Consider the following 20,575-nt stretch of genomic DNA (forward strand, 5'->3'; position numbering starts at 1 on the left):
GCAATGCCCTGGGAAAGCTTCGACCTGCAGGTGAGCGACCGTGTGGCCCACCTGGTGCTGAACCGGCCCGAGAAGCGCAACGCCCTCTCGCTCGCTTTCTGGCGCGAGCTCCCGCAAGCGGTGCGTGAACTCGACGACGGAGCACAAGCGCGGGTGCTGGTGATTTCGTCCACCGGCAGCTACTTCAGCAGCGGCATCGACACATCGATGTTCGGGAGCTTCCGCGCCGACGCCGAAGGCCCCGACGGCGAGCGTCGCGCCCGCCTCACCAGCCCGATGGCGCGCTACGAGGGCATTCTGGCTTTCCAGCGCTGCTTCACCGCGCTGGAACAGTGCCGCATGCCGGTGATCGCCGCGGTCCAGGGCGGCTGCATCGGCGGCGCACTCGACCTGACGAGTGCCTGCTGTATGCGCTATGCGAGCGCCGACGCCTTCTTCTCCATCCACGAGATCCATGTCGGCATGCCGGCCGACATGGGCACATTTCCCCGCCTTGCGCGCTTCGTGCCCGAGGGCGTGGTGCGCGAACTGGCCTACACTGGCCGGCGCATGCCCGCCGCCGAAGCCAGAGAGCGGGGCCTGGTGAACCAGGTCTTCGCAACGCAGCAGGACATGATGGACGGCGTGCTCGCGGTGGCCCGAGACATCGCCGCGAAGGCGCCGCTCGCGGTGACCGGCTCCAAGCGCCTCATCACCTACGGCCGCGACCACAGCACCGCCGACACGCTGGAGCACGTGGCGCTCTGGATCGCCGGCCTCGTGCCCAGCGAACAGGTGATGGATGCAGCACGCGCCAACGCCGAGCGGCGCACGGCGGAATTCGTCGACCTGCCGCCGCGCCGCTCCATGGACTGATGCAGCCCATGCGGCGCGCCGTGCCCCGGTCAATCCAGCTTGATGTCGGCCGACTTGATGGCCTCGCTCCAGCGCACGGCATCCTTGCGCATCAACTCGCCGAATGCAGCGCGATGGACAGCGGAGACCTGGAAGCCCCACTGCTCGTTCCAGCGCGCCACGACTTCGGGCTTCTGGATGTACTGCTGGATGTGCGTGGCCAGCTTGTCCGCGATGGGCGCGGGCGTGCCGGCCGGCACCAGGATGCCCGCGAACCCGGCCACGCTCGGCCCCGGCACGCCCGACTCCAGCAGCGTGGGAAGTTCGGGGAAAGCGGCCAGCCGCTTCGGCCCATTGACCGCCAGCGCGCGCAGCTTGCCGGTCTTCGACTGGGCTTTGTACATGCCGACAGTCATCATCGCGCTGTCGACCTGGCCGCCGAGCAGGTCATTGGCGAGCGGCGCCTCGCCCTTGTAAGGCACGCGCAGCAGGTCTGTCTTGATCGCGTCAGAAATCATCGCGCCGTAGATGTCGGTGTTGGAGCCGATGCCCCAAGTGGCGTAGGACACTGAACGCCCCTTGGCGTAGTTGGCGAACTGCGCCATGTTCGTCACCGGAAGCGTCGAGCGCACCACGAACACCACCGGAGACTTGATGAGCTCCGTCACCGGCACGAAGCTGTCGAACGGGTCGTAGCCCGGCTTGAGCTGCAGCTGCGCATTGATGAGGTGGCTGGTGGTCATGAGCAGCAGCGTGTAGCCATCTGGCACGGCACGCGCGACGTACTGTGTGCCGGTGAGCGAGCTGGCGCCAGGGCGGTTTTCCACCACGACCGGCTGGCCGAGCGTCGTGCGCAAGTCGGCGCCGATCTCTCGCGCCATCGCATCGGTAGGCGATCCAGCAGGAAACGGCACGACCAGTGCGATCGCACGTGTGGGGTAGTCCTGTGCGTGGGACGCCAGCGCTGCGGCCAGCGCCGCGGCGCCGAATACAAGGCGCAGCAGGCGCGCGGAATGGAATCGAAGATGCATGGGTTGTCTCCAAAGGTGGTGCTCAGGCGGATCGGTGTCTGCCTGCATCCAGTATGGAAACGGCCCGCTGTGCACGGCAATGGCGCAGTCGTGCAGACGCGTTGGCGGAATCGCCAACGCCCTCCCCATCCACCGCACGGCTGTCACAGAAAGAACTTCATGAATCCTGAAGATGTCGTCCGGCCCAGGAGGCTTGCGTCGTCGCCGCACGCGACCCTCGCCGCGGCGAGATGGTCAAGGCGGTGGTGGTTCGCCGCCATGGAGGGCAGCACCTGGTCCGCGAAGCAGAGCTGATCGAATGGGCCCACGGCCAGATCGCCGCCTACAAATGCCCCCGCAGCGTAGCGTTCGTCGAGCGGCTGCCGCGCACCGGCACCGGCAAGATCGACTGGCGACACCCTGCAGGAGGAGAAACAGGCGCGGCTGATCAGGCGCGCAGCGTGAGCCCGCCGTCCACCGTCAACCCGTGACCGGTGATGAAGTCCGCCTCGTCGCTCGCCAGCATCAAAGCGGCGCGTGCGATGTCGATCGGCTGGCCCAGCCTGCGCAGCGCGGACTTCTTTTCCCACACCGCGCTGATGTGCGGCTGCTCGAAGCTGCGCCGCGTCAGGCCGGTAACGATCGCTCCAGGCAGGATGTGGTTGGCCGTGATGCCGAACTTGCCAAGCTCCAGCGCCAGCGTCTTCGTCAGTCCCGCCACGCCGTGCTTGGAGGCCGTGTAGGCCGAGAGCCCAATGTCGGTGTCGCGCGCCATCACCGACGAGGTGTTGAGGATTCGCGCACGACCCGTTTTCGCGGCCTGCTTTTTCAGCGCCGGAATGGCTTCACGCGTGAGCCTAAACATCGAACGCAGGTTGACGTCGAACACGAAGTCCCATTGCGCGTCGGTCATGGCCTCGGCCAGGCTGTTGGCGCTGGAGCCGGCGTTGTTGAACAGAATGTCGATGGCACCGAATACGGCAAGTGCCTCGACGACGACGGCACGCGGCGCGTCCTCGCCGGTCAGGTCCAGCGCCAGCGCGCGAATTTTTTCCTCGCCAGCATGCGCTTCTGCCAGCAGGTCGTCATGGCGATCGACCGCCAACACCCGAGCCCCCTCTTGCGCGAACAGTTGTGCCGTGGCCGCGCCAATGCCCGAAGCCGCACCGGTCACGACGGCTACCCGGCCCGCCAGGCGCTTCATGCTGCGGCCTGCGCAGATACAGCGGCGGCGCGCCCCGTGCCGATGCGCGCGAACTCGATCCCTCCGATTCCTGCAAGCGGTACTGGCATGTGTGCGTCTTTCGTGTTGGGAGTGATCGGAGGGGACTGCTTTCAGGATGCGACGCGTACCAGTCGCTTGCCTCGGTTCTCTCCGGCGAGCAAGCCGACCAACGCGGCCGGTGCGTTCTCCAGGCCCTCGACGATGTCTTCGGGCACTCGCAGGCGCCCACTCGCGACCCAGGCCTCGAGCCGGGCGAGCGCGCCGTCGCGGTCGTGCTCGTGGTCGGGCAGGAAGAAACCCTGCACCCGCAGGCGCTTGAGCACGATCAGTCCAGGCACGCCGCGCGGCCCGTGTGGTGGCGTGGGCCCGTCGTACTGCGACACCGCACCGCAGCAGACGATGCGGCCAAAGTCGTTCATCGCGAACAAGCAAGCGCCGAACACCTCGCCGCCCACGTTGTCGAAGTACACGTCGATGCCCTCGGGTGCGGCTTCGCGCAGACGCGGGGCGAGCGGGCCGGCGCGATGGTCGATGGCCGCGTCGAAGCCCAGTTCGTCGACCAGCCAGTCGCACTTCGCACGGCCGCCTGCGATACCCACCACGCGCGCGCCCATCAGCTTCGCGATCTGCCCGACCAGGGTGCCGACCGAGCCGGCCGCCGCAGACACCACGACAGTTTCGCCGGGCTGCGGCTGACCGATCTTCTCCAATCCCAGGCAGGCCGTGAGCCCGGAGGTGCCGTACACGCTCAGCAAATGGCCAACCGGCTCCCGGCGCGGCAGCAACCGTGCGTTGGTGGCTGGCAGCACGGCGTGGTCCTGCCAGCCGACGCTGCCCGAGATCCAGTCGCCGGGTGCAAAACCCTCGACCCGCGAAGCGACGACTTCCGCCACGCCAGTGCCGGCCATGACCGTGCCAGCCTGCAGTTCGTCGCGGTAGGTCGCGGCCTGCATCCATGCCCTGTTGGCCGCGTCAATCGACAGCATGCGAACCCGCACCAGCAGTTCGCCCGGTGCAGGCTCGGGCATCGGCGCCTCTTCGAGCCGGAAATGCGCGGCGTCCAGCCGCCCCTGCGGCTTCGCCGCGAGCACGACGCGCCGGTTCATGGTTGTTCGATCCATTCCACCGCACGCTGAAACAGGCCAAGCGCGGCGCCGTGCAGTCGCTCGCCGGTGTCGCACGGCGCTTGCCCCGCGCAAGCGCGTGCATGGCTGCCCTCGAGGATGATTCCGAGCTTGTAGCAGGCGAGCACCGCATACCAGCGAATGGACGAAAGGTCGCGGCCGCTGCGTTGCGCGTAGCGCTCCACCAGTTCCTGGGCAAGCGGGAAGCCACTCCACGGCTGCACCCGGTTCGGCGTGTGGTGAGAGCCGTCGGGGCGCGGCCAGGTCGCCAGCAGCCAGCCAAGGTCGAGCAGCGGATCGCCCACGGTCGCAAGCTCCCAGTCGACCACGGCCGCGAGCTCGGGGCCGTCGTGGCGAAACATCACGTTGGCGATGTGAAAATCGCCGTGCAGCAGGCCGGGCATAAAGGTGGCCGGCCGGTTGGCCTCGAGCCAGTCGCCCACCTGCCGCACCTCGGGCAGGGACTGCGGGCCGGGCCAGCCTTCACAGGCCGCATAACCCTCGAGCTGCTTGCGCCAACGCGGCACCTGCCGCTCCAGAAAGCCCTCGGCGCGGCCGAAGTCGGACAAGCCGACGGCCGCCACGTCGACCTCCGAGAGCGCGGCGATGGCATCGACCATCGCGAAGCCCATGCGCTTGCGCACCGACGGGTCCGACGCATGCAGCGCCGGCAGGCCGGTGTCGGCCGCGTTGAAGCCGTCCACAGGCTCCATCAGGTAGAAGGCCGCGCCGATCACCGCCGTGTCGGCACAGGCTACGATCAGCGCCGGATGTGGCACCGCGCTGCCCGCGAGCGCCGCCAGTACGCGGGCCTCGCGCCCCATGGTCTCGTTGCTGTTGGCCCGCAGGTGGCGCGACGGGCGGCGCAGCACGAAACTGCGCGCGCCGCGATCGAACTTCAGCAAGATGTTCTGGGTGCCGCCTGCCAGCAAGGTGGCCTCTTCAATGCCGCTTCCGCCCAGCCCCTGCGTGTCCATCCACGCGGCGAGGGCCGCCGGATCGACCAGGTCCTGCCACGCCTGCTGGCTCGCTTCGGTGCTCACCGGCATCGCGGTCAAAGCCCGTCGGCGCCTTCGAGCGCCGCGCCGTACATAGCCATTGCGCGCTCGCGCGCACGCGGCAGGTGGTAGCTCGGGAACAGCTCGGCCGAGGGCGTCACCTGCTTGAGAAGCTCGCGTGCGAGCGTGATCTTGTGCACCTCCGTCGGCCCGTCGGCCAGGCCCATGATGAGGGAGGACACCATCTGCTCGACAAGCGGCATCTCGTCGGTGAGACCGAGCGAACCATGGACCTGGATCGCCCGCGCCACGATGTCGTGCAGCACCTTCGGCATGGCCGCCTTCACGGCAGAGATGTCCTTGCGCACCAGTTGATAGTCGTTGTGCGTGTCGATCAGCCAGGCCGTGCGCAGCACCAGCAGGCGGAACTGCTCCAGTTCGATCCACGAGTCGGCCACCATCGCCTGCACCAGTTGCTTGTCGGCCAGCCTGCCGCCCTGGGTGCGGCGCGACACGGCACGCTCGCACAGCATGTCGAAGGCCTTGCGCGCCTCACCGATGGTACGCATCGCATGATGGATGCGTCCGCCGCCCAGGCGCGTCTGCGCCACCGCGAACGCCTGCCCCGGGCCGCCCAGCATGTGGTCGGCCGGCACGCGGAGGCGGTCGAAGTTCAGGTAGCCATGACCGTGGCCGTGCGCCTTGCGTCCGGCCAGATGCACATCGCGCACGATCGTGAGGCCGGGCGTGTCGGCCGGCACGATGAACATCGACATGCCCTTGTACGCCGACACGTCCGGGTCGGTCACCGCCATCGTGATGAAGAACGAGGCGTAGTTGGCGTTCGACGCAAACCACTTCTGTCCGCTGATAAGCCAGTCGTCGCCGTCACGCTCGGCGCGTGTGGTGAATATCTGGGGATCCGAGCCGCCCTGCGGCTCGGTCATGGCGAAGCAAGAGACGATCTCGTTGGCCAGCAGCGGAAGCAGGTAGCGCTGCTTCTGCGCCTCGGTGCCGTAGTGCGCGAGGATTTCGGCATTGCCCGAGTCCGGCGCCTGACAGCCGAACACAGTGGGTGCGAAACCCGAGCGTCCCAGGATCTCGTTCATCAACGCCAGCTTCACCTGCCCGTAGCCCTGCCCGCCCAGTTCAGGGCCAAGGTGGCAGGCCCACAGCTTGCGATCGCGCACTTTCTGCTGCAGCGGCCTCACGAGGCGGTTGCGGGCCGGGTCGGCCACGTTGTAGGGGCTGTCCAGCAGCAGGTCCAGCGGCTCCACCTCGGTGCGCACGAAGTCGTCTATCCAGTCGAGTTCCTTCTGGAACGCTTCATCGGTTTCGAATCCCCAGCTCATGTACTTGCTCCTGAAGTTGTGCAGCACCCTCAGGCGCTGAGCCCGCCGTCGACGGGAATGGTGTGGCCGATCACGTACTGCGCAAGCGGCGATGCAAGAAATAGCGCCACGCCCGCCATGTCGCCGGGCGTGCCGATGCGTCCGGCCGGAATGCGCGCGATCGTGGCCTCCAGGCGCTGCGGGTTGTCGGTCGTGACCCGGGTCATCTTGGTGGCGACGAGTCCCGGCGCGATGCCGTTCACGCGGATGCCGTCGGTGGCCCAGGCCGCGCCGAGCGAGCGTGTGAGCGACAAGGCTGCGGCTTTCGACGCCGCATATGCGGGCGTGCCGAGCGCGGCGCGGTAGGCCGAGATGGAGCTGACGACGATCACCACCCCGCCGGCCGCCTTCAGCAGTGGGTGGAACAGGCTCGCGCAAGACATCACGCTGTTGAGGTTGACATCGACCACGCGGCGAAAGGTTGTGTCCTCGAATTCGGCGCGCCGGTACTCGACCGCGCCCTGCGCGAGCACCAGCACATCGAGCCGGTCGAACGGCGGCACGAAGGCCTGGATGGCGGCCGCGTCCGAGACGTCGACGCGCGAGAAATGCAGACCCTTCAGATCGCTGCCCTCGTCTGCGCTGTAGTCACCGGGCGTGGCGCGCGTACCCCATACGTGCACCGCCGCACCCGCGGCGCGAAAGGCCTGGGCAATGCCGTTGCCGATGCCGCTGGTGCCGCCGACGACGAGCGCGGTTTTTCCGGCGAAGTCAAACGCCATGTCGTGAGTCATGGAAGTCTCCGGGTGAGTGGAAGTCTCAGATCACGCGGCCTGCGTGTCCGGCCCAGTAGCGGTCGCGCAGCAGGCGCTTGTAGAGCTTTCCGTTGTCCTGGCGCGGCAGTTGCGCCTCGAAGTCGATGCTGCGCGGGCACTTGATCGATGTGAGCCGCTCGCGGCAGTAGGCGATCAGTGCGGCCTCCAGCGCCGGCCCGGCACGGGCAAAGTCGACCGGTTGCACCACCGCCTTGACCTCTTCGCCAAACTCCGCGTTCGGCACGCCGAACACCGCCACGTCAATCACGTCGGGATGCAACGCGAGCGCGTTCTCGGCTTCCTGCGGATAGATGTTGACCCCGCCAGAGATGATCATGTAGGCCTTCCGGTCGGTCAGGTAGAGGTAGCCCTCGGGGTCGAGGTAGCCCACGTCACCCAGCGTCGACCAGCCCTGATCATTGAAGGCGTCTGCCGTCTTTCCGGGGTCGTTGTGATAGACGAAGCGGCGGCTGTTGGCGAAATAGATCGCGCCCGCCTCGCCGGCCGGCCGAACGCTGCCGTCTTCGCCGACGATGCGCACCTCGCCCATCAATGCGCGGCCCACCGAGCCCTTGTGCGCCAGCCATTCGTGCGCGGAGATCATGGTGCAGCCGATGCCTTCCGAGCCGCTGTACTGCTCGTAGATGCAAGGGCCCCACCAGTCGATCATCTGCTCCTTCACTTCCACCGGGCAAGGTGCCGCTGCGTGCAGCGCACACACGAGCGACGACACGTCGTACCGCGCGCGCACCTCCTGCGGCAACTTCAGCAGCCGCACGAACATGGTCGGCACCACCTGCGTGTGCGTGATGCGGTGCTGCGGAATCTGTGCAAGAAAGGCCTCGGGCTCGAACTTCTCCATCACGACCACCGTGCCACCGAGTCGCTGCACCGTTGCGCAAAATCCTAGCGGCGCCGAGTGATAGAGCGGCGCCGGCGAGAGGTAAACCGTGTCCGCGTCGTAGCCGAAACTGCGCGAGAACACCTGCATGATCGGCACCATCGCGTCGATCGGGTTGTTCGCGAACGGCACCTTGATGCCCTTCGGCTGGCCGGTGGTTCCCGACGAATACATCATGTTGTGGCCGCCGACCTCATCAGCAATGGGCGTTCCGGGGTACGGCGCCGCGCCCTCCTCCCACGAAGCGTAGCCCTCCACGGCACCGTGCACGCTGAGGAAGTGCTCGACCCCAGCACACAGCGCCGGCAGGTCGCGCGCCTTGTCGGCCACTGCCTGAGAAGACACCACCAGGCGCGCACCGCAATCGTTGACGATGTAGGCCGCCTCCGCAGCCGTCAGGTGCGTGCTCACCGGCGTGAAGTAGAGCCCCGCGCGCTGGGCAGCCCAGTACACCTCGAAGAAGCGCACGTGGTTCTCCAGCATCACCGCCACATGGTCGCCGGCCTTCAGGCCCAGGGTCCGCAGCAGGTGCGCCCCCTGGTTCGAGCGGACCTCGAGCTCGGCGTAGCTGAGCCGTTCGCCCGAGCCCGCCATGAGGACAGCCGTTTTGTCGGGGTGGGTTCGGGCAATGATCGACGGATGGGTCATGGCTGGCCGATCGACGTCCGAGCGCGCGCGCAGTTTCGGGTGATATTCATGCAATGTCTCCTTGCCGGCGCGGGAGCCGGTTCTCTATGGACGGATCGAAAACGATGGAACTCATTCGGACTCGCACGCGGGCTGCCCCGTGCCGTGCGTGCGCCGGTACTCGCCCGGCGCCACGCCGGTCCACAGCTTGAAGCTGCGGTGGAAAGTGCTGGGCTCCGAGAACGCCAACTGCTGCGCGATGTCGCCAAGCGGGAGGCTGGAACGCGTGAGCAGATCGATGGCCGCATCGCGGCGCAGCGCATTCTTGATGCCCTGAAAACTGGTGCCGTGCTCGGCCAATCGGCGGCGCAGCGAGTGCGGCGTCATCTTCAGGTGCCAGGCAGTCTGCTCCAGCGAGGGCAAGCCCGCCGCAAGTTGATGCTGCAGGCGCAGCCGCACCCGCTCGGTCAGGCTCGACTGGTCGCGAAAACGCACCAGCAACGCGCCCGGCAACTGCTGCTCCAGTGCCTGCAGGTGCCGCGGGCCGGCCACCACCGGCTCTCCCAGCCAGCGCGCATCGAAGGCGATGCTGCTGGTGGGCGCGCCGAAGCGCATCGGCACGTTGAACAGATGCCCGCTCTCGCGGTAGGACTGCGAAGGCAGGTCGCGACTGAGCGCAGCGTCGCGCAGCGCAATGCGTTGCTGCACCAGCCAAGAGGCGACACCCAGCACCCAATAGAGAAACGCCGACTGAATGAATCCTGGCCGCCGACCCGCGGTGCTTTCCGCAATGACCACGCGCGCCAGCCCACCCTCCATGCGAAGGTGCGCGCTGAACTCGTCGATGACCAGGCGGTAGATGCCCAAGCCCACGCGCAGGGCATCGCCGAGCGTGGCGCAGCGCGACATCTGGCGGGCCGCGAGCACGAAGGTGCCGAGCTTCACCGGCCGGCCACCGAAGCCAAGCAGTTCGTCGCGCATGCGCCAGCGCAGGTGCTTGAGCAGCGCGGCGAACTGGGCCACCGAGACGCGCGAAAGCGGTGAATCGATCATCGCGGGCGAGATGCCGTGCCGCGCCAGCAGTCCGGGCACGTCCATGCCGCGATCCTGCGCACCGCCCAGAAAGGACAGCACGTAGCACATCGGGATCGTGTGGTGCAAGCCACGCACGGCCGCCTCGTCGTGCGAGGCCTGTTCGAACAGAGGCCGCAGGGATGCGGAAGTTGCGGCTGACGGCATGGAGTCTCCTGGAGTGCGCACCAGGTGCAGCACTCTTTTTAATGGTTGATCCAATGCTACTAATGCTGCCACAACAGTGTCAATCCGGACTTGCCTGCGCTCGGCGCTCGGACGGCGCCAGCGCGTCGGCCGAAGCGTCGCCGAGCGCACTTCCGCCGTCGCATTCAACCACCGTGCCGGTGATGTAGCGGGCGTTGTCGCTGCACAGAAACAGCGCCACATCGGCGATGTCGCGCTTGGTTCCGTAGTCGCGCAACGCGAGCCGGCCCTTGAGCAGCGCCTCTCGCTCGGGCGTGGCTGCCAGGCGTGCCATGCCCTCCGTGCCTGCAATTGGCCCCGGCGAGATCGCATTCACCCGCACGCCGGCCGGGCCCCACTCCATGGCCAGGCATTTGGTGAGCATGTTGATACCGGCCTTGGCCGAATTGGCATGGGCTTGGAACATCGAGGGATGGGTGCCGCCGGGCGCCGTGATCGACATCAGCGAGGCACCCGGCCGCCGAAGGTGATCGAAGCTTGCGCGCAGCACGTTGAAGGTGCCGATCAGGTCGATCTCGATCACCGTGCGAAAACCGTTGGACGAGAGCTGCGCTGCCGGCGCATGAAAGTTACCCGCCGCCCCCGAGACCACGATGTCGATGGCGCCGAAACGCGAGGCGACCTCGGCGAAAAACGCCGCCACCGCGTCGTAGTCACGCACGTCGGCCGCGAAGCCGGCGGCACGCGCCGGGTCATGCGACACCGAGCGTGCGGCTGCTTCGATGCGCTCTGGACTGCGGCTCAATATGGCAACTTTGGCGCCGGCCCGGCACAGATGCTGCGCAATGCCCAGGTTGATTCCGCTGGAGGCACCAGCCACCACCGCCACCTTGCCGGCGAGCACCTGCTCCCGGAATGCGTCGTTCATGTTGTGTGGACGCATGCGGCTCTCAGTCCGAGGCGCGCTTCATGTCACGCGCCACGAGTTCCTTCATCACCTCGTTGCTGCCCGCCAGGATGCGGCCAATGCGCACGTTCTGGTAGATCCGCGCGATCGGGTATTCGGTCATGTAGCCATACCCGCCGTGCAGTTGCAGGCATTCGTCGACGATCTCGCCGCAGGTCTGTGTGCACCACCATTTGGCCATTGCGGCAGTGGTGGCGTCGAGCTCGCCTCGTGCGAGCTGGTCGATGCACCGGTCGATGAAAGCGCGCGACACAGCGGCCTTGGTTTGGCATTCGGCCAGCTTGAAACGGGTGTTCTGGAGATCGAACAACGTGTCGCCAAACAGCTTGCGCTCGCGTGCATAGGCCAGCGTTTCTGCGATGGCGCGGTCCATGGAGCCCTGCGCGCTCATCGCAGTCACCACGCGTTCGCGCGGCAGCTCCTTCATCAGCTGGCGAAATCCATGTCCCTCTTCCGGCCCCAGCAGGTTGGCGCAGGGCACGCGCATATCGTCGAAGAACAGTTCGGAGGTGTCCTGCGCGTGCATGCCGATCTTCTCGAGCACACGGCCGCGGCGAAAGCCCTCGACCTTCGCGGTTTCCACCATCAGCAGGGAGATGCCACGCGAGCCAGCGGCAGGATCGGTCTTCACCACCACGCACACCAGGTCGGCCAACTGACCGTTACTGATGAACGTCTTGGCGCCGTTCACTACATAGTGGTCCCCCTGGCGCACCGCCCGGGTCTGGATCGCCTGCACGTCAGAGCCGGCGCCGGGTTCGCTGATGGCCAGCGCCCCCACCAGCGCTCCGCTTGCCATTTGCGGCAACCACGCGTGCTTCTGCGCTTCGGTGCCGAAGTTCTCCAGATAGTGCGCGACGATGCCTGTGTGCACGCCATTGCCCAGGCCGGGCACGATGGCCCGCGTCTGCTCGTAGAACAGGATCGCCTCGTGCATGAAGTTGCCGCCGCCGCCGCCGTAGGCCTCGGAGATTCCCACGCACAGCAAGCCCGCCGCGCCGGCCTTGTGCCACACCTCGCGGTCCACGTGTTGCTGGCGGCCCCAGCGGTCCTCATTGGGCACCAGTTCCTTGTCATAGAAGCGGCGTACGGTGTCGCGGAAGCTCTCGAGCTCCGGGGTCATCCAGGGTGATTGGCTCATGGTGCAGTCAGTGTCTCGCCCGTGCCGGCTGCGCTCAATGGCGCAACATCACAACCCGATTGGCCGTACTGCGCGCTTTGCGCCGAGCACCTTTTTGACATCGCACAGGCAAGCCCCGACATCAGCACGCGGGGAAGCGCGGCGCGCGCTTCTCACGGAACGCCTGTACGCCCTCACGGAAGGCTTCGCCCGTCCCGAGTTCGCGCTGGCGCTGCGCTTCGTGATCGAGTTGCGCGGCGAGGTCGTTGACGCGTGCCGCGTCGAACGCACGCCGCATTTCTGGCGCTGCGTGCGCAGGGCCTTGCGCCAAGCGTTGTGCGACGGCCAGCGCCTCGTTCGCCAGTTGCACGTCCTCGCAGCAGCGCCAGACCAGACCCCATTCGGCAGCTTGCGGCGCCGGCAGCCGCTCGCCCATCAGCGAGAGCGCGGTGGCGCGCGCCGGGCCGAGGCGCTGCGGCAAGAACCAGGTCAATCCCAGGTCCGGCAGCAGCCCAAGCCGACTCATCTGTGGAATGTAGAAATACGCCGAGCGCGCCGCCAACACCACGTCGGCCGCCAGTGCAAGACCCGCGCCGCCGCCCGCGACGGCGCCCTGCACCGCGCACGCCACCGGCACCGGACAGCGACGGATCGCCAGCACCAGCGGGTTCATGAGCCCGCCCAGGAGGTCCGCGCCGCCGGCTCCGGAAGGCGACAGATCGGCTCCGGCACAGAACGCCTTGCCCGCTCCCGCGAGCAGCACGGCCCGCACGCTGCGATCTTCGGCCACGTCGGCGAAGGCCGTGTGCAGGTCTTCGAGCAGCCCACGCGACAACGCATTCAGTACCTCAGGGCGGTTCAGCGTCAGTGCAGCGACCCCGCCTTCGAGCCGCTCGACGAGAAGATTCTTCAATGCCATGGTGTTTTCGAGCGCTTGCTCACTCGACCTTGATGCTGACGAGCTTGTTGGCCTTGGACCAGCCGTCGTGCACGCCTTGCATCGTCGCCAGAAAGGATTCGCGCGTGCCGCCGAAGCGCGGCTCGAAGCCGAGCGTGGTCATGCGCTCGCGCATTGCCGGAAGCGCGGCGATGCGGCCGAGCTCGGTGGCGAGCCGCTCGCTCACGGCCGTCGGCGTGCCCTTGGTCACGAAGAATCCGATGAAGCCTTCGATGTCGGTGCCCGCCACACCCAGTTCGGCCAGCGTGGGCACGTCCGGCAGGCTGGCGGCGCGGCGGCTCACACTGCCCGCTGCAAGGATGCGGATGCGCCCCTCCTTCGCGTATTGGGCCGCCGGCAGTCCCGAGATGAAGGCTGCATCGAGCCTGCCGCCCAGCAGGTCGGGCAGCAACGGCACCTCGCCTTTGTACGGCACGTCGGCGAGCCGCGCGCCGGTCTGTACCGCGATCAGCTCCCCATAGAAATGCGGCCCGGAGCCGTGACCGATGGTGCCATAGCTCAGCGGTGCGGGCGCGCGTCTGGACAGCGCGACGAACTCCTGCAACGTGCGCGCCGGGCTGCTGGCCGGAACCACGAAGAAGATCGAGGTCGAGGCCACATGCGCAAGCGGCACGAACTCCTTGAACGGGTCGTACTTGATGTAGGGGAAGGTCAGCGGCCCGCGCACCATCTCAGTGGTGGTCAGTAGCAGCGTGTGGCCGTCGGCCGGCGAGGCGATGGCGTTGGCGATGCCGATCGACATGTTGGCTCCGGGCTTGTTGTCCACCACGATCGGCTGGCCGAGCGCTGCGTGCAGTCGCTCGCCGTACTCCCGTGCGATCACGTCGAGCACGCTGCCGGCGGTGACGGGCACCACCAACCGGATCGGCCGGTTCGGATAGGACGCGGCCTGGGACGCGGCGCTGGGTGCGATGCCGGTTGCCACCAATCCCGCCAGCGCGCCGAGCGCATGTCTGCGGTGAATCGTCATCTGCTTGTCTCCTTCGTTGTGAATCGGGCCCCGCACGCCGAGTCGGGCTCAACCGGCCTGGCGTGCAAGGACAGCGCTGCACTGTGCGGCGGCGCGGTACTCGGCCTCTGTACGGTCAATCAACTGCGCCACGGGTCGCACGGCATCCACGCCGCCAACGCTGTGACCCGCGCTCCAGACATCGCGCCAGCGCTGCGGGCCGAAGCGCTCACGGGTGTCCGTGAATTTTTCGCGCGACGCCCCGAAAAGTTCGCGCGAACGCGCCGGTGTGATGCTTTCATCGAGTGCGTCGGGGTCCAGACCGGCCGCGACGATCGAGGGCCGCAGCATGTTCGCGGCCAGACCGGAGAAGGCGCGTGTGAGCTGGATGTCGTCGGGCTGTGCTTCGACCAGCATCTGCTTGTAGCCCGCAGCCGCCATCGACTCGTTGGTGGCGATGAACTTGGTGCCCATGTAGCCGAGGTCGCAACCCAGCGCGCGGGCGGCCCACAACGCTGTGCCATCGGCGATGCCGCCGGCCAACACGAGCGGTCCGTCGTAGAAAGCGCGGACCGCGCGCACGAAAGCAAAGCCGTTGAGCCAGCCGGTCTGCCCCCCCGCGCCGGCCGTCAACAGCACCAGCCCGTCAGCCCCGGCCGCGATCGCCTTTCGCGCGTGCAGCAGGCTGCCAACGTCAGCGAACACCAGGCAGCCGGCCGCATGCAGAGGTTCGATCACTGGTGCGGGCGAGCCAACGCTCGTGATCACCATTTCCACCCGATGACGCACGATGCATTCGATGTCGCGCGCCAACGCCTCGGGCGAACGGTGGACGATGAGGTTGGGGCAGCACGGTGCAGCTTCTCTGACCTGCCCCGGCGTAGCGCCGAGCGCGCTCATGATCTGTGTCAACCAGACATCGAGCGTGCCTTCGCCCTGCGCGTTCGCGGTCGGGAAAGCGCCGATCACGCCGCTGCGGCAAGCTGCAATCACGAGTTCCGGCCCCGACACCTTGAGCATGGGGGCAGCAATCAGCGGCAGCCGCAGGCGCCGCGCGATGGAGGCTGGCAAAGTCATCGTGCGACCTTCTTCCAAGACCTCGTCGCTGCGCCGGGCCGGTACGCAGGTGCGTTGGCTAGTACCTTGATGCTGGGGAGTGCAGTCATGGCGCCAGTCTCCAACCGCTGCATCTCGGTGCCAATGGCGCAGTCGAGCAGATCGAGTGGCCGAATTGCGCCTTTGGCTGAGGGGGAGGCTCAGCGATGACCCGTGACGCAGCGCCAGGTCCCGCCGTCGATCCACTCACTCCAGCGTGATCGACGAGCCCTTGATGGCGGCGCCCCACTTGTCGTTCTCGGCCCGGATGAATCGCTGAAATACGTCGGGCGTCGACCCTACTGGCTCGAAACCAAAGCCGTAGATGCGGTTCGAGATCTCGGGCAGCTTCACCACCCGCACCCACTCTGCAGCGAAGCGCTCGACGATGGCCTTCGGCGTGCCGGCAGGCATGAGCACACCGCTCCAGCCCGGCAGGTCGACGTCGGGGTAGCCCAGCTCGGTGAAGGTCGACACCTCCGGGAAGTCACGCAGCCGACGCGACGCCGCGACCGCAAGCAGCCGCACCTTGCCGGCCTTGGCATGCTCGGCTTGGGTGCCAGGCGCGCCGAAAGTGGCCGTGATGTCACCGCCGATCACCGCCAGGATGGCGGGCGCTTCGCCCTAGAAGGGCGCATGCACCATGTCGATCTTGACGGCACGTTTGAGGGTCTCGCCCATGATGTGCCCCGACGAGCCCGAGCCGCTGGAGCCGTAGGAAAGCGGGGCCTTGCTGGTCCTGGCGTAGTCGATGAACTCGGCCAGCGTCTTCGCCGGCACCGCCGCCCCGACCGCAAAGCCATTGGGCAGATAGGCAGTGAGGCTCACGGGCACCAGTTCCTCCAGTTTGTAGCTGGCCATGGCATTGAGCAGCGGCGTCTGCACCAGACTGCTGAGCGAGACCAGCACGGTGTAGCCGTCGGCGGGCGCACGCGCCACGGCTGTGGAGGCGATCATGCCGTTGGCACCGGGCCGGTTGTCGACGATCACCGGCTGCTTGAGACCAATCGACAGCCGCTCGGCCATCTGCCGGGTGTAGGCATCGAGCGCTCCGCCGGGTGCGGTGGGCAGCACCAGCCGGATCGCTCGCTCCGGCCACACAGCCCCCTCCTGGGCCGAAGCGGAGACATTGCACACGGCCAGCAGCGAGGTGCAGAGGATGGCTTTGATGTATTTCATGTGAATGATTTTTTGGCTGAACCATTCTCATACTGATTTACATCGAGCAGCAGCGTCAAGGGGGTTTGCCCACCGCGTGCGCAGGGCCTCGAAAACCTTCCTCACCGTCCCCTGCGTAAGGGTCGCACCCTTGCCATCGCAGCCTGGCGAGAATTATCATATGTTGAACCATTGAACATTGGCGATTCTTTTAGCCACCGACCACGGAGACACAACGAAATGAGCCAGGTGATCCTCGACCAACGCTGCGTGACGCAGGCCTCGCTGATGCAGCGCGCCCTGCGTGCGGCGCGCGGCTTCGATGCGGCAGGCGTGCGCGAAGGCGACGCCATCGCATTGCTGCTGCGCAACGACTTCGCCTTCTTCGAAGCACAGCAGGCCGCCGTCGCACTCGGCGCCTATGCGGTGCCGATCAACTGGCATGGCAGGCCCGAGGAAGTGCTCTACATCGTGAACGACGTCCAGCCCAAGGTGTTGGTTGCGCACGCCGATCTGCTTGCGCCGATCCGCGATCAGATTCCCCCCGGCACCGTCGTCCTCACCGTACCGACGCCGCCCGAGGCGGTGCGCGCCTTCTCGCTGACGGACGTCGCTACGTCTGTGCCTGCCGAGGCGACCGAATGGAACGCCTGGCTCGAGGCCTTCACCCCATGGGACGGTCCGCCGCGCCGCAGCCGTGCGACCATGATCTACACCTCGGGCACCACCGGGCGGGCCAAGGGCGTGAAGCGCAACGCGGCCACGCCGGAACAGGCGGCCGCCTATGTGAAGCTGCTGCGCAGCGTCTACGGCCTGCAGCCGGGCGTGCGCGCATTGATCGGCGGGCCGCTGTACCACTCCTCGCCCAACGCCTATGCGCGCCAGGCCCTGTCGATCTGCGATGTGCTGGTGATGCAGACCCGGTTCGACGCCGAGGCTGCGCTCGCGGCCATCGAGCAGCACCGCATCAGCCACATGGTGGCGGTGCCTACGATGTTCGTGCGCATGCTCAAGCTGCCCGAAGAAGTGCGCAGGCGATACAACCTGAGTTCCTTGAAATGGGTGACACACACCGGCGCCCCCTGCTCCCCCGAAACCAAGCGCGAGCTGATGGCGTGGTGGGGGCCGGTGGTCTACGAAACCTACGGCGGCACCGAAGTCGGCACCGCCACGCTCAGCACACCCGAAGACTGGCTGGCGTTCCCGGGCAGCGTGGGCCGCCTCACACCCGATGCGCGCATGGTGCTCTACGGGGAAGACGGTCAGCCGGTGGCGCCCGGCGAGATCGGCGAGATCTTCGTGCGCGTGCCCGCCTATGCCGACTTCACGTATCACAACCATCCCGAGAAGCGCAAAGAGGTGGAACGCGACGGCCTCATCAGCTGCGGCGACGTCGGCTATGTGAAAGACGATCACCTCTACCTGTGCGACCGCCGCTCCGACATGGTGATTTCGGCCGGCGTCAACATCTATCCGGCCGAGATCGAAGCCGCGCTGCTGCAGTGCCCCCAGGTGCGCGATTGCGCCGTGTTCGGCATTCCCGACGAGGAGATGGGCGAGTCGCTCGCTGCAGCGATCGAGCCGATGCCCGGAACCACGCCCGACGCGGCCGGGTTGCGCACTTTTCTGGAAGCCCGCATTGCGAAGTACAAAGTGCCGCGCCGCTTCGACTTTCATGCCGCGCTGCCGCGCGAAGACAGCGGAAAGATCTTCAAGCGCAGGCTGCGCGACCCGTTCTGGCAGGCCGCGGGCCGGAAGATCTGACGTGAACGCTGCACACGACATCGAGCACCGGCTTGCCAACGCCATGCAGCGCCATGCAGGCCTGCAAGGTCGCGTCGACGACCTGCGTCGGCTCACCGGCGGCGCAACCAAGACGACCTGGTCCTTCGACCTGCTGACCACTGACGGGCGACGCCCCATGATCCTGCAGCAGACGCCTGAGCCTCATGCGTCGCCCGCATCCGCCCGCCTCGCCGCGCCGAAGCTCAACGCCGTCGAAGACGCGCAGGTAATGATCGCGGCCCGCGCGCACGGCGTTCCCGCGCCCACGGTGCTCGCCATCCTCGACGTGCACGACGAACTTGAGCGTGGCTACGTCACCGAGCGCATCGAGGGCGAGACTTTGGGCCGCAAGCTCGTGGCCGACCCGGCCTATGCCGGCGCGCGCGGCGTGATGGCCGCGCAGGCCGGTGCCATCCTCGCGGCAATCCATGCGATGCCGGTCGCCGACCTGCCTTTCCTGAAGCGGCTCTCGCCAGCCCAGGAGCTTGATGTGTACAGCGACCTGCTGTCGCGCACCGGTTTTCGCCACCCTGCGCTGGAGTACGCGGTGCAGTGGGTGCAAAAGAATCTGCCCACACACTGGCGTGACGCACTCGTGCATTCCGACTTCCGCACTGGAAACCTGATCGTCGGCCCTGACGGCATCCGCTGCGTGCTCGACTGGGAAATTTCCCGTGTTGGTGACCCGATGCAAGACCTCGGCGTGCTGTGCATGCGAACCTGGCGTTTCGGTGGCGTGGGCCAAGCCGGTGGCTTCGGTGCGCGCGACGATCTGTACGCCGCCTACGAGCGTGCCAGCGGCACGCCGGTGGACCCGCAGCGCGTGCGCTTCTGGGAGGCTTTCTCCAACCTCAAGTGGGCCATCGGCTGCGTGCGGCGAGGGCTCTCGGCGCGTGCCGACGGCAGCCCTGCGAGCGTGGAGCTGTGCGCGGTCGGCCGTCGCATGGAAGAGCCGCTGTGGGACTTCTTCCAACTCATCGAGAACTGACCCGCATGCCGAACTCCGTCCCCCCCGCCAGCACCCTGCTGCAGGCGGCCGCCCGCTACCTTGAGGACGAACTGCTTCCCACGCTGGAAGGCTATCACCGGTTCCAGACGCGCGTGACGGTGAACGTGCTGCGCACCGTCGAACGCGAAATGCGCCTCGGTGGACTGCAGGACCAGACGGCGACAGCGGTCGAGAGCGTCGCGCTGGCCGATGCCATTCGCACCGGACAAATTCCCATCGACTCTCCGGGTCTGGCCTCGCAGTTGCGTGCCGATCTGGGTGAAGCGCTGGCCATCAACAACCCCAAATGGATGCACTCCGAAAGCCCTCAATGAATTTCACCGAAGAACAGATTGCCTTCCGCGACAGCGTGCGCCGCATGGTCGAACGCCACGTTGCGCCCATCGCCGCCGAGATTGACGAGAACGACCGTTTTCCCGAAGAGCTCATCCCGGTCTACGGGGACATGGGCCTGCTGCAGCTCTGGGTGCCCGAGGAATACGGCGGCCCCGGCGCGAACCTCACGATGGTGTGCATCGCGCGGGAAGAGATCTCTCGCGTGTCGGAGTCGTGCGCGCTGATGGCCGGCATGAACACCATGTTCGCGTTGCCAATCATGCATTTCGGCACCGAGGACCAAAAGCAGCGCTTTCTTCCGCTGCTGGCCCAAGGGCGCACCGTGACCGCCATCGCGATCTCCGAGCCCGACTGCGGCAGCGACGTGGGCGGCATGCGCACGCGCGCCGTGCGCGACGGGGACAGCTACGTGCTCAACGGCCAGAAACAGTGGTGCACGTTCGGCAGCCGTGCCGACTACATCCTCGTGTTCGCCAAGACCGGCGAACGCGGCGGCGCCGACGACATCAGCCCGTTCATCGTGGATGTGAAGAACAGCAAGGGCCTGACTTTCGGCCGCAACGAACGCAAGATGGGAATGAAGGGCACGATCAACGTGCCTGTGTATTTGGACAACGTACGCGTGCCGGCGGAAAACCGTCTGGGCGAGGAAGGAAAGGGTTTTCGCTCGGCCATGCGCGCGCTCGACCTCAACCGCCCCGCCATTGCCGCCGCCTCGGTGGGCCTTGCGCAAGGTGCACTCGATGCGGCGCTGGCCTACGCCAAGCAGCGCAAGCAGTTCAAGCGGGCGATCATCGAGTTCCAGGGCATCCAGTTCATGCTGGCCGACATGGCCATGCAGATCGAAGCCGCGCGCTGCCTGGTGTATGAAACCGCGCGGCTCGCCGACATCGGAGCCTGGACCCAACTGCCCAAGTTCGCGAGCATGGCCAAGTGCTTCGCGAGCGATGTCGCCATGAAGGTCACGACGGACGCTGTGCAAGTGTTCGGCGGCTACGGCTACGTGAAGGACTACCCGGTCGAGAAGATGATGCGCGACGCCAAACTCAACCAGATCTTCGAAGGCACAAACCAGATCCAGCGCGTGGTGATCGCGCGGGAACTGATGCGTTGAT

Annotated in this window: 18 protein-coding genes and 2 pseudogenes; 6 read left to right on the forward strand and 14 right to left on the reverse strand. The window is 66.9% G+C overall.

Translation table 11 applies throughout. The annotated features are described in order from the left end of the window. Positions 1–3: 3 nt before the first annotated feature. Positions 4–855 carry an enoyl-CoA hydratase-related protein gene (locus ACCC97_RS07720; protein WP_413332115.1) on the forward strand — a complete coding sequence of 284 codons (852 nt, stop codon included), beginning with the start codon at positions 4–6 and terminating at the stop codon, positions 853–855. A gap of 29 nt (positions 856–884) precedes the next feature. Here the strand turns inward: ACCC97_RS07720 and ACCC97_RS07725 are convergent, their stop codons facing one another. After that, a complete protein-coding gene (locus ACCC97_RS07725; protein WP_413332117.1) occupies positions 885–1,865 on the reverse strand; it encodes a Bug family tripartite tricarboxylate transporter substrate binding protein in 981 nt (326 codons plus the stop codon). A gap of 194 nt (positions 1,866–2,059) precedes the next feature. On the opposite strand from ACCC97_RS07725, the pseudogene ACCC97_RS07730 reads away from it, so the two are divergent. After that, a pseudogene (locus tag ACCC97_RS07730) lies at positions 2,060–2,335 on the forward strand (AMP-binding enzyme); the annotation flags it as partial. Here the strand turns inward: ACCC97_RS07730 and ACCC97_RS07735 are convergent. The 13 genes and pseudogenes from ACCC97_RS07735 to ACCC97_RS07795 form a co-directional block, all read right to left on the reverse strand. Next, positions 2,293–3,048: an SDR family NAD(P)-dependent oxidoreductase gene (locus ACCC97_RS07735; RefSeq protein WP_413332119.1), complete on the reverse strand. Its 756-nt coding sequence runs from the start codon at positions 3,046–3,048 to the stop codon at positions 2,293–2,295. The pseudogene ACCC97_RS07730 and the gene ACCC97_RS07735 overlap by 43 nt on opposite strands. A gap of 131 nt (positions 3,049–3,179) precedes the next feature. After that, positions 3,180–4,175 carry an NADP-dependent oxidoreductase gene (locus ACCC97_RS07740; protein WP_413332123.1) on the reverse strand — a complete coding sequence of 332 codons (996 nt, stop codon included), beginning with the start codon at positions 4,173–4,175 and terminating at the stop codon, positions 3,180–3,182. After that, positions 4,172–5,242 carry a phosphotransferase family protein gene (locus ACCC97_RS07745; protein WP_413332125.1) on the reverse strand — a complete coding sequence of 357 codons (1,071 nt, stop codon included), beginning with the start codon at positions 5,240–5,242 and terminating at the stop codon, positions 4,172–4,174. Before ACCC97_RS07745 ends, ACCC97_RS07740 begins: the two co-directional genes overlap by 4 nt. A gap of 5 nt (positions 5,243–5,247) precedes the next feature. After that, positions 5,248–6,543: an acyl-CoA dehydrogenase family protein gene (locus ACCC97_RS07750; protein ID WP_413332127.1), complete on the reverse strand. Its 1,296-nt coding sequence runs from the start codon at positions 6,541–6,543 to the stop codon at positions 5,248–5,250. Between the two features lie 29 nt (positions 6,544–6,572). Then, positions 6,573–7,316, reverse strand: coding sequence for an SDR family NAD(P)-dependent oxidoreductase (locus ACCC97_RS07755; protein ID WP_413332129.1), 744 nt, complete (start codon positions 7,314–7,316; stop codon positions 6,573–6,575). Between the two features lie 25 nt (positions 7,317–7,341). After that, positions 7,342–8,886 carry an acyl-CoA synthetase gene (locus ACCC97_RS07760; RefSeq protein WP_413332131.1) on the reverse strand — a complete coding sequence of 515 codons (1,545 nt, stop codon included), beginning with the start codon at positions 8,884–8,886 and terminating at the stop codon, positions 7,342–7,344. A gap of 111 nt (positions 8,887–8,997) precedes the next feature. After that, positions 8,998–10,104 carry an AraC family transcriptional regulator gene (locus tag ACCC97_RS07765; protein ID WP_413332133.1) on the reverse strand — a complete coding sequence of 369 codons (1,107 nt, stop codon included), beginning with the start codon at positions 10,102–10,104 and terminating at the stop codon, positions 8,998–9,000. Between the two features lie 79 nt (positions 10,105–10,183). Further along, positions 10,184–11,011 (reverse strand): SDR family oxidoreductase, encoded by an 828-nt coding sequence (locus ACCC97_RS07770; protein ID WP_413332213.1) that lies wholly within the window; start codon positions 11,009–11,011, stop codon positions 10,184–10,186. A 22-nt stretch (positions 11,012–11,033) separates the two neighbouring features. Continuing rightward, positions 11,034–12,191, reverse strand: coding sequence for an acyl-CoA dehydrogenase family protein (locus ACCC97_RS07775; RefSeq protein ID WP_413332135.1), 1,158 nt, complete (start codon positions 12,189–12,191; stop codon positions 11,034–11,036). Between the two features lie 121 nt (positions 12,192–12,312). Continuing rightward, positions 12,313–13,089 (reverse strand): enoyl-CoA hydratase-related protein, encoded by a 777-nt coding sequence (locus tag ACCC97_RS07780; protein WP_413332137.1) that lies wholly within the window; start codon positions 13,087–13,089, stop codon positions 12,313–12,315. 19 nt (positions 13,090–13,108) lie between these two features. Then, positions 13,109–14,098 (reverse strand): tripartite tricarboxylate transporter substrate binding protein, encoded by a 990-nt coding sequence (locus ACCC97_RS07785; RefSeq protein WP_413332139.1) that lies wholly within the window; start codon positions 14,096–14,098, stop codon positions 13,109–13,111. A gap of 48 nt (positions 14,099–14,146) precedes the next feature. After that, positions 14,147–15,172: an NAD(P)H-dependent flavin oxidoreductase gene (locus ACCC97_RS07790; protein WP_413332141.1), complete on the reverse strand. Its 1,026-nt coding sequence runs from the start codon at positions 15,170–15,172 to the stop codon at positions 14,147–14,149. A 207-nt stretch (positions 15,173–15,379) separates the two neighbouring features. Then, positions 15,380–16,351, reverse strand: a pseudogene (locus ACCC97_RS07795) (tripartite tricarboxylate transporter substrate binding protein). 219 nt (positions 16,352–16,570) lie between these two features. Between ACCC97_RS07795 and ACCC97_RS07800 the strand changes: the two are divergent. The 4 genes from ACCC97_RS07800 to ACCC97_RS07815 are packed head-to-tail and all read left to right on the forward strand — an operon-like array spanning position 16,571 to position 20,574. Then, the gene (locus tag ACCC97_RS07800) at positions 16,571–18,094 is read left to right on the forward strand and encodes an acyl-CoA synthetase (RefSeq protein WP_413332143.1); all 1,524 of its coding nucleotides are present in this window, start codon (positions 16,571–16,573) and stop codon (positions 18,092–18,094) included. Position 18,095: 1 nt separating this feature from the next. Further along, positions 18,096–19,103, forward strand: a complete 1,008-nt coding sequence (locus tag ACCC97_RS07805; protein WP_413332145.1) for a phosphotransferase family protein — start codon at positions 18,096–18,098, stop codon at positions 19,101–19,103. A 5-nt stretch (positions 19,104–19,108) separates the two neighbouring features. Then, the gene (locus ACCC97_RS07810) at positions 19,109–19,438 is read left to right on the forward strand and encodes a DUF6285 domain-containing protein (RefSeq protein ID WP_413332146.1); all 330 of its coding nucleotides are present in this window, start codon (positions 19,109–19,111) and stop codon (positions 19,436–19,438) included. Further along, positions 19,435–20,574 carry an acyl-CoA dehydrogenase family protein gene (locus ACCC97_RS07815; protein ID WP_413332148.1) on the forward strand — a complete coding sequence of 380 codons (1,140 nt, stop codon included), beginning with the start codon at positions 19,435–19,437 and terminating at the stop codon, positions 20,572–20,574. The genes ACCC97_RS07810 and ACCC97_RS07815 overlap by 4 nt, the downstream gene beginning before the upstream one ends. The last annotated feature ends 1 nt before the right edge of the window (position 20,575 follow it).

The organism is Variovorax sp. Varisp85 (genome assembly GCF_047304045.1).
GTDB lineage: Bacteria > Pseudomonadota > Gammaproteobacteria > Burkholderiales > Burkholderiaceae_C > Variovorax.